7 protein-coding genes and 1 pseudogene are annotated in these 8,891 nt (G+C 60.0%); 5 read left to right on the top strand and 3 right to left on the bottom strand.

The window, feature by feature from the left end:
• Positions 1–812, top strand: an 812-nt coding sequence (locus H5T60_08100) for a cell division protein FtsH (GenBank protein MBC7242390.1), incomplete at its 5' end; no start/stop codon positions are given.
• Positions 809–1,231, top strand: a complete 423-nt coding sequence (locus H5T60_08095; GenBank protein MBC7242389.1) for a thioesterase family protein — start codon at positions 809–811, stop codon at positions 1,229–1,231. The genes H5T60_08100 and H5T60_08095, both read left to right, overlap by 4 nt.
• A gap of 15 nt (positions 1,232–1,246) precedes the next feature.
• Here H5T60_08095 and H5T60_08090 read toward each other — a convergent pair whose 3' ends face one another.
• The 3 genes from H5T60_08090 to H5T60_08080 are packed head-to-tail and all read right to left on the bottom strand — an operon-like array spanning position 1,247 to position 5,726.
• Positions 1,247–3,169 carry a PD40 domain-containing protein gene (locus H5T60_08090; GenBank protein MBC7242388.1) on the bottom strand — a complete coding sequence of 641 codons (1,923 nt, stop codon included), beginning with the start codon at positions 3,167–3,169 and terminating at the stop codon, positions 1,247–1,249.
• A 46-nt stretch (positions 3,170–3,215) separates the two neighbouring features.
• Positions 3,216–4,853, bottom strand: coding sequence for a DUF5107 domain-containing protein (locus tag H5T60_08085; GenBank protein ID MBC7242387.1), 1,638 nt, complete (start codon positions 4,851–4,853; stop codon positions 3,216–3,218).
• A 36-nt stretch (positions 4,854–4,889) separates the two neighbouring features.
• Positions 4,890–5,726 (bottom strand): hypothetical protein, encoded by an 837-nt coding sequence (locus tag H5T60_08080; protein ID MBC7242386.1) that lies wholly within the window; start codon positions 5,724–5,726, stop codon positions 4,890–4,892.
• Positions 5,727–6,198: 472 nt separating this feature from the next.
• Here H5T60_08080 and H5T60_08075 point away from each other — a divergent pair, with 472 nt between their 5' ends.
• The 3 genes and pseudogenes from H5T60_08075 (at position 6,199) to H5T60_08065 (ending at position 8,891) form a co-directional block, all read left to right on the top strand.
• Positions 6,199–7,959, top strand: a complete 1,761-nt coding sequence (locus tag H5T60_08075) for a DUF262 domain-containing protein (GenBank protein MBC7242385.1) — start codon at positions 6,199–6,201, stop codon at positions 7,957–7,959.
• Positions 7,960–8,098: 139 nt separating this feature from the next.
• Positions 8,099–8,608 carry a type 1 glutamine amidotransferase gene (locus tag H5T60_08070; protein MBC7242384.1) on the top strand — a complete coding sequence of 170 codons (510 nt, stop codon included), beginning with the start codon at positions 8,099–8,101 and terminating at the stop codon, positions 8,606–8,608.
• 60 nt (positions 8,609–8,668) lie between these two features.
• Positions 8,669–8,891, top strand: a pseudogene (locus H5T60_08065) (ZIP family metal transporter).

Below are 8,891 nucleotides of genomic sequence, written 5' to 3'. Positions count from 1 at the left end.
CGGATGTGGACCTGGACGTGATCGCGCGGGAGACGCCGGGATTTGTAGGAGCGGACCTGGAGAACCTGGTGAACGAGGCGGCCATCCTGGCGGCGCGTCGCAACAAGAAGGCCATCGGGATGGCGGAACTGCAAGAGGCCATCGAGCGGGTCATCGCCGGCCCGGAGCGCAAGAGCCGGCTCATCTCCGAGGAAGAGAAGCGCGTCATCGCTTACCACGAGGCCGGCCATGCCCTGGTGCGGCATTTCCTGCCGCACTGCGACCCGGTGCACAAGGTCAGCATCATCTCCCGCGGCATGGCGGTCGGCTATACGCTTTTCCTCCCGCAAGACGACCATCTTCTGCAGTCCCGCGAGAAGTTTTATGACGAGATTGCCAGCATGCTGGGCGGGCGCGCGGCGGAGGAAATCGTGTTCAACGAGATGTGGACCGGCGCCAGCGATGATCTCGAACGGGCCACGCGGTTGGCCAGACGCATGGTCAAGGAATACGGCATGAGCGAGAAGCTCGGCCCGATGACCTTCGGCCAGAAGGAGGAGCTGGTCTTCCTGGGACGGGAAATCGGGGAGCACCGCAATTACAGCGAACAGATCGCCCGATTGATTGACCACGAGGTACGCACAATCATCTCCCAGGCGTACGAACAGGCGAAGGTTATCCTGCGGGAACATCGGACAGTGCTGGATGCGGTCGCCCAAAAGCTTATTGAGCAGGAGACGCTGGATGGCGATACATTCCGCTCGCTCGTGGAATCTATGCTGGCGGCGGAACAGCGGGCAGTAGGGGCGGAGAAGGAGGCTCGGCCGGCATGAACGAGGTCCCCCTCTTCGACAACCTGCGCCCCGGGCTTCAGGCCGAATACTCCTTGGTGGTGGAGCAGGAACACACCGCCCGGCATCTGGGGAGCGGCGGCGTGGATGTGCTGGCGACCCCAGAAATGGTGCGCATGATGGAGCGCGCCGCCGTGATGGCGGTGGACCACCTTCTGCCAGATGGATACCGCACGGTGGGCGTGCGAGTGGACGTCACCCACAAGGCGCCGACCCCTTTGGGCATGACGGTCACGGCGCGGGCGGAGCTGATCGCGGTAGACGGCCGGCGGCTGACCTTTCGCGTCACCGCCGCGGACGAGCGGGAAGTGGTCGGTGAGGGCATACACGAGCGGGCGATCATCGCCCTGGACCGCTTCGCCCGCAAGATCGAGGAGAAGCGCGGCCTGAAAGGGCAGTAAGGGACGCGCCGGCGGCTATGGCAACAGCTTGACCTCCGGCCCCCAGGTAATGCGCTCCATCAGCCAATCCGCATAATGGGTCTGCAGGGTGATAACCTGCGCCATCCGGTTATCATCCACGAGCTTGACATAAATTGACCACTGGCCATCGCGATCCGAGAGGAACGCGATGGCTTTGCCATCCGGTGACCACGCCGGCAGTCCGTCGCTGGCAGGATGCACGGTGAACCGGCGTAACCCCTGACCGTCTGCGCCGATCAGATAAATCTCCCAGTTGCCGTCGCGGTTGGACATGAAGGCGAGGCGGGTGCCGTCCGGCGACCAGGCGGGGAAGCCGGCGCTGGGGTCCAACAGGATCGCCTGGCGCGCCCCATCGGCAATACGGTACAGATAGATGCCGCATTGATTGCCGCTCTCGTCACACCCTTTGTAGGCAATGGTATCGCCGCGCGGAGACCACGCCGGTGTCTGGCCTGGGATGAGGGGGCGCGGCTCCGCCTCCCCGCCGGCCCAGGTGGTGAACAATGTCCACACCCGCTTGCTCATGCGGTCTGACGTAAAGACCACCTCCTGGCCATCGGGCGAGAAGGACGGGTACAAATCTTGGGTGTACGAGGTGATCAGGTGGAACGCCGGCGGGACGCCGGCGCTCAAGTCAATCACGTAGAGCCCCAGGGTACCGACGCCGCTGAGCGCGCGCACCACCAACTGCCTGCCACTGCGATCCACTTGAGGATGGTGGACGCCGGCAAACACCTCAATCGGCGCAGAGCCGGTAAGCCCGACGGCGTACAGGACATATTCACGGCGGACGTCATCGTACACCGCGTAGTATATCTGCCCGCTCAGGCCCAGTTCGCGGAGCGCGGCGGCATTTTCACCCGCCGGCATCGGCGTCCCCGGCGTCGCCTCTGGTGAAGGCGTCCCCGTCCCCTCCGCGGGGGAGGGGGGCGGCACGTTGCGCTGACAGTAATCCACCATCTGATCGCGTTTCTGCACCACCTGCGGTTTGGCCTGCAGATTGGCGGCATTAGTGTACTGCTCGGCGGCCTGGCACCAGGCGCCCTGTTCCGCCAACATATCCCCGTAGGCGACATAGGCGTTGAAGAGCCGGCTGGCAACGTCCTTGTAGTCCGGCCGAGCACGATACAAGGAGGCAAACCCCTCTACCGCCTTCTGCCAATCCGCTCCCCAGAAGCCAATGGCTGAGAGATAGCCGGCGGCCAGCTCGCGCTCGCGCTTCACCACCTGGTCATCCGGCCGGATGGCCAGCGCCAGGTCGAAGAGCCGGAGCGCCTCCTCCATCCGATCTTCTCCAACCAGCCGCAGTGCCTCCTGGTAATAGCACTGGAAGAGCAGGTCGGCGATCAATTCAGGTTCGTAATTGGGGTCAACCTTCAGGATATCGTTGATGCGGTCTACCGCGTCCATGTATTGGCCGGCCTGAAACAGGGATCGCGCCTCTGCCAGCCAGGCGCTCAGTGGGGGCGGTGTACCTTCGCCTTGTTCCACGGCCGGCGTCATCGTTGGCAGGGGAACAGAAGTGGGGGTAGGGATGGCCTCCAGATACACCTGGCTTTCGCGCAGACGCTGCCAGGCCGGCTGGAAATCGGGCCGCAGTCGGATAGCCTGCTCGAACTCGGCCTGGGCCAGCTCATATTCGCCGGCCTCCATATGCGCCACGCCGGCGCGGTAATGCTCCAGTGCTTCCGTCTGGAGACGCTCCTCCCGGTCTTTCAAGCCGTCAAAATAACCAAGGACGCCGGCGCCCACCACCAATGCCAGCGCAATGGCCAGGAAAATCACCACGATCAAGAGCCAGTTCGGCTTCAAGGGGACAGGAGCGGCCGATGCCGGCGGGGGAACCCGCGTGGGTTCCTCTGGCGGGACGTTGCTCCAGCGGCGCGGCGCCCGGGGCGGTGTGGAACTCGGTTTCATGTATGTGACCTCTTTCCAGAGGCGGGAACTCTGGGTATCCCTAATTTCAGGGGTAGTAATAGCCCTGCCAGCGTTCCTCGCTCCCATTCTCTGCGAGAAGGTGTAGCGAGAAGAGAGAGCCGGCCATCGGCTCCTCTCCCCACGGGAAAATTATTTCTATCACACGACCAGGGGGATTGTCAAGATGAGCGCGGCCAATCTCCCTGTCATCCACGCCCAGCACCGCAGTGCCGCGCAAAGGGGCGGCCGGCCAGATACGAAGGCCCAGCTCCTTTGCGTCCGAATCCCACGTCACGCGCACGGCACCGGAAGGGCCGGCGGCAGTCAGCCCATTCAGGCCGGCGACAGGGAACCAGGTTTCCTGCCAGCGAAGCTGTTCCCCCGGGGCAAGGGGCTGGGGTTCCCCGAAGGCTGGCGTCAGCCCCCCGTGAAGCTCGACGTAATATGAGCCGTCATCGGTCCACAGGGAGGCCGGCAGTCGGGCCGACGGGCCGCCGAATCCAAAGGCTTTGACGCCGTGCGCAATCTGCGGGGGGAATGCCCGCACCAGGCCAATGTCAGCGGACGCGTCGTAGACGCCGGCGAAGCCGAACTCCGTCTGCGGCCAGGCGAACACCCCCAGCCAGCCCTGCCAGGTGTTGGGGAAGCTCCAGTCGGTTCCCTGCCAGTACGGCCAGGAGATGCTCTCGCCGGCCGGCGGAAGCCGGGGGTCGCTGGTGGAGTGAATGAGCGCGTGACGCGCCGGCAGGAAAAAGCGCAGGGAAGGCGCGGCGTCCGGGGAATCACCCGCCGGTATCATGGCATTGCTCCAGAACTGCACCGGCAGTGTGGAGACAGTATCGTTGTGCAGGGTGATGTGGAGGAGGAAGCGCGCCTCGCCGGCCGGCAGGATCACGTCCACCTGCGCCCGCAAGCGCTCCTGATCCGTCGAATCCGTCAGACGCACTCTCCCTTCCCGGCCCGCAGTGACAATCTCGGCCTGCCAGGGTACGGCCGATTCGTACCCATGTTCTTCTACTGGCAGGCAAAATTCGATGCCGCCGGCGGCCAGCCACCATCCCTGCTCCGGTGGTCCCCAGTGGGTGGGCTTCAGCACGGCATTCTGATAGAGCAGGTTCCGGCCCGCGGCCTTCAGCGAGCATTCATAGATGCGTCCGCCCAGCTCGGGAATGATACTTATCCGCAGATAGGCATTCTCCATCACGATCAGCTCATACTGGCGCGGTGCCGGCCGCGGCGCGGATGACTCATACGCATCCCAATCGAGACGCCAGATAGGCATACGGTATTGGGAGGAGGATTCCTGACGCAGAAAGTCCTTGTACGGGTACGTCGCAATCGTCACCGTGGTACGGTACACCCGCACCGCCGGCGGCGGTGCGGACGTCGGGGAAGGGGTCGGCGGCTGCACGGCTGTCACAGCAGATGTAGGTGTTGGCATGAGCTGTGCCGGCAGGGTGTCCGTGGGCGAAGGGGAAGGCCGGCGGGTAGGAGTGCTGGTCGGCGTGTGTATAGGCGCCGGCAGGGTAGGCGAGGGGACGGATACAGGAGAGGTGACGGCCGTCGGTGAACTGGAGGGGCCGGCTGTGGCAGATGGCGCGCTGGAAGTACCGCCGGCGCAGGCCGAACAGAGCGCCAGCAGGACAACCACCAGCATCGCCCCAATATCGAAAGAGGAATGCACGCGAAGCTCCGTGACGCGGATGGTGATGCCCCACCCTCACATCTGGAACAGCTCGTGGCGGGCAAGCTGGAGATGGCGCTGAGTCAGGACGTTCAGCGCCTTCTCCGCAAAGATGAAATCCTCCGCCAAAGTGCGCAGGAGCGTGTCCATGCCCTCGACGCGCGCCTGTTCGTGTTCGGAGGCCAGACGGTAAAAGGCCTGGCCGTGCGATTCGTAGTCCTCCAGCCGCGTCAGGAGCTGGGAACGGGCCCGCCAGCGCGCCAACTGTTGGGCTGGATAGCGCCGGCTCGGGTCAATATGCTCGGGAAACACGCCGGCCAGGAACAAGCACACTTCTCCAATGCGCCGGTAGGCGCCGTAGCGGAAGGCCGGCTCCAGGCTCTCCGCATAGCGAATCATGTTTTCCACATCCAGTTCGCTGGCGCGAACCCGGTACCAGACCCCGCGGCGCACTCGCATGCGGATGGTGACGCTCTCCACCCGGGTGAAGGATGCCAGCATCTGCGCCAGGTAATCCCGGATGGCCTCATCCTGCAGGAGCTCCACCACCTTCTCTGTATCGAACAGGATGACCTTTTGCCGGCTGCGCAGTTCCACCGTAAAGGCTTCCTGCGCCAGCTCGCGAGTAACGCGGCGCAGAAGGATGGTGAAATAGAGCCAGGGGGAAAGCTCGACCACCAGCTCCTTTTCGCGGACCACCCGCTGGAATACCCGCTCATCGTCGAGCAACTGCTCCAGCAGAGCGGTATCCCCCCGGATGGCACGCGCCACCTTCTCGCGATCCGGCCGGCCCGGCATCACCGTATCTACCAGGAACAACAGGTCTGTCCAGCTCAACCGATACTGCCACATCCCCACACGAACCAGGAACACGTTTCAGAGATATACTTTCACACATGGTGCGGGCATACCCGGCACCCCACATACGCCAGGCTTTTCCACTACCTATACCTATTAAAATTATAGCGGTTGGCAGGAAAGGCGCAAACCTTATCCATGCAAATTCACGTACCGATAGTGGCAGCTATCTGTCAGCTGGCTGGGTGCTCATCTGGTCCCTGGTGGCGCCGGCCTGTGCGGCGACCAAGTAGCAGAAGAGGGTGAGTACGTCAGCATACAGCATGATGGACAGCAGCGTTTGTCTCAATGTCCGTCCTAGAGGGTATCGGAGTGATGCCATGATTCCCCACTCGTACCTCAGGAGCATCTTCGGCGGGTTATTTGCTACAGGGAGTTGCAAAAGGCTCTCAAATATGATAAGATTTTCACAGAGAGTCAACGGTTTCGAGAATCATATCTGGCCCAACATAGCGGAGCTTATACTTATAGGGGAGAGAGGGAGCACATGTCTGAAGTTTTGTTCAAAAAGGTAGATTATACCGTGAACAAATTGCTGGAAGATATTGAAATGGGCAATATCGGCCTACCCGATATTCAAAGACCCTTTGTCTGGAACACGACCAAGGTTCGCGATTTGTTCGACTCGATGTATCGCGGTTTTCCCATTGGATACTTGCTCTTTTGGGAGAATGGCCTCCCAGGCGAGCATAGAGTTATTGGGGTTGACCAAAAGAAGAGGGCTCCTAATTTGCTCATTGTAGACGGTCAGCAAAGGCTCACCTCCTTGTATGCGGTCATGAAGGGTGTGCCTATTGTTGACAAAGACTTTCGAAAGATAAGACTACGCCTGGCCTTTCACCCTTTAACCCAGCAGTTTGAAGTGACCAATCCGGTCATCGAGAAAGATGTGGAGTGGCTACCGGACATCAGCGTGCTCTGGCAGAGTTCGACAAAACTGCTGGCGTTTGTCAACCAGTTTATGGAGCGGCTTGCAACCAAACGTCCTCTGTCGGAAAGAGAGCGTGAGCAGATTTATCAAGCAATTGATCGGTTGGTAGACTTACAGAAATACCCTCTCACTGCGCTCGAGGTCTCTGCAAACGTCAAAGAGGAGCAGGTAGCGGACATTTTTGTGCGTATCAATAGTCAGGGTACACCGCTTAACCAAGCCGATTTCATCCTAACACTAATGTCAGTCTTCTGGGATGAAGGACGAAAGGATCTGGAAGATTTTTGCCGAGCCGCCAAAGAACCATCTGATGACGGCAAACCCTCACCATACAACCCATACTTCCATCCCGGTCCGGACCAGTTACTGCGTGTAAGCGTCGCATTGGGCTTTCGGCGGGCGAGATTGGAGTATGTGTACTCTCTGTTGCGCGGCAAAGACCTGGAGACAGGAGAATTTTCCTCTCAGCGGCGTGATGAGCAGTTCGGTATACTCCGTAAAGCTCAGGCCGATGTGCTAAATCTGCAGAACTGGCATGAGTTCTTCAAGGTGCTGAATCTGGCAGGATATATTCATCCTAAAATGATCTTGTCAGAAACCGCAATTGTATATACATATGCCCTTTGGCTCATTGGGAAGAAGGACTTTCATGTAGAGCCGTATGCTTTACGGAGGGTCATGGCTCAATGGTTTTACATGGTTGCCCTCACAGGCCGTTATACCGATTCTCCTGAGAGCCGCATGGAGCAGGACCTTGCTATGCTACGTGACCTGTCCAAACCAGAAGAGTTTCTGAGTATATTACGGCAACAAATAGATGCGGTCTTCACCCGGGACTTCTGGGAGGTGACCCTACCCAATCAACTTGTGACAGCTTCCGCGAACAGCCCATATCAATCGGCCTTTTTCGCCGCCCTTTGCATTCTGGATGCCCCCGTGCTATACTCAAACATGAAGGTTCGGGATCTGCTGAACCCAACTATCCATGGAACCAAAAGGGCTTTAGAGCGTCATCATCTATTCCCTAGGAAATATTTGAAAAGGTTGGGAATTAAAGAACAGCGGTATATCAATCAGGTTGCGAATTACGACTTGGTGGAATGGAAGGACAATATTGACATCAGCGATCAGCCGCCGGCACAATATGTGCCGGCGTACGAGCGCAGATTCTCCCCCCAACAGCTATCCCAGATGTATAGACTGCATGCCCTGCCAGATGGATGGTATCACATGGATTATCATCAATTCTTAGAGGAGCGCCGAAAACGGATGGCAGCCATCATCCGCGAAGGATATGAGCATTTGACCAGCATATAGGGTCAATGATAGTCGACCATGAGCCTTTTGACATTGGGAATCATTCCTACCCTTGGCCTAAGATATTTTTTCCAACACTCTCACAGCTACGAGGTGAGAAATCGAATACTAGCCCAAATATTTTCTCGGGAGGCCGGCAATGAAAGTAGCGATTCTCGTCGAGGACATGTATGAGGACGTCGAGTTCTGGTACCCCTATTACCGGATGAAGGAAGCCGGCGCGGAGGTCGTCGTAGTAGCCCCCAAGGCGGGCGCAACCTATAACAGCAAGCACGGCTATCCGGCGGTCAGCCAGCTTTCTGGCGCCGAGGCCAGCGCCGATGAGTTCGACGCGGTGATCGTGCCCGGCGGTTTCTGCCCGGATCGCCTGCGGCGCGATCCCAATATCCTGCGCTTCGTCGCGGATATGGACAAGAAAGGCAAGGTAGTGGCGGCTATCTGCCACGCCGGCTGGGTGCTCATCTCCGCCAAAATCATCAAGGGCCGCAAGGCCACCAGCGTGAGTGCCATACGGGATGACATGGAAAACGCCGGCTGTATCTGGCTCAACGAACCGGTGGTCGTGGATGGCAATTTGATCACCTCTCGGGTACCGGATGACCTGCCGCATTTCCTGCCGGCCATTATCAAGGCGCTGAAGCTGGCATAACACCTCTCGGCCGCCCATGGAACAGCTCAACCCTATCCTACAAGCCTTCCTGGCACCTGTTTCACCTGGGCGATGACCGCCGCCGGCGCCGCCGGCGTCTTTGCCACGCGCCAGGTCAGCCAGAAACTGCTGGACCTGATGCTGGGCTTCGCCGCCGGCGTGATGATTGCGGCCAGCTACTGGTCCCTGCTGGCGCCGGCCATCGAACTGAGCGCGGAAATGGGAGGAGCGCCCTCCTGGATGCCGGCGGCCGCCGGCTTTCTCCTGGGGGGCGCCTTCCTCC

Source organism: Anaerolineae bacterium, from assembly GCA_014360855.1.
Lineage (GTDB): Bacteria > Chloroflexota > Anaerolineae > JACIWP01 > JACIWP01 > JACIWP01.
Note: the sequence above shows the minus strand (reverse complement) of the source record. Positions and strands in the feature narration are given on the sequence as shown.

Bases quoted from the DNA above. Each gene is read 5' to 3' on its own strand.
- H5T60_08095 (MBC7242389.1), top strand. From the start codon at position 809: ATGAACGAGGTCCCCCTCTTCGACAACCTGCGCCCCGGGCTTCAGGCC.
- H5T60_08090 (MBC7242388.1), bottom strand. From the start codon at position 3,169: ATGAAACCGAGTTCCACACCGCCCCGGGCGCCGCGCCGCTGGAGCAAC.
- H5T60_08075 (MBC7242385.1), top strand. From the start codon at position 6,199: ATGTCTGAAGTTTTGTTCAAAAAGGTAGATTATACCGTGAACAAATTG.
- H5T60_08070 (MBC7242384.1), top strand. From the start codon at position 8,099: ATGAAAGTAGCGATTCTCGTCGAGGACATGTATGAGGACGTCGAGTTC.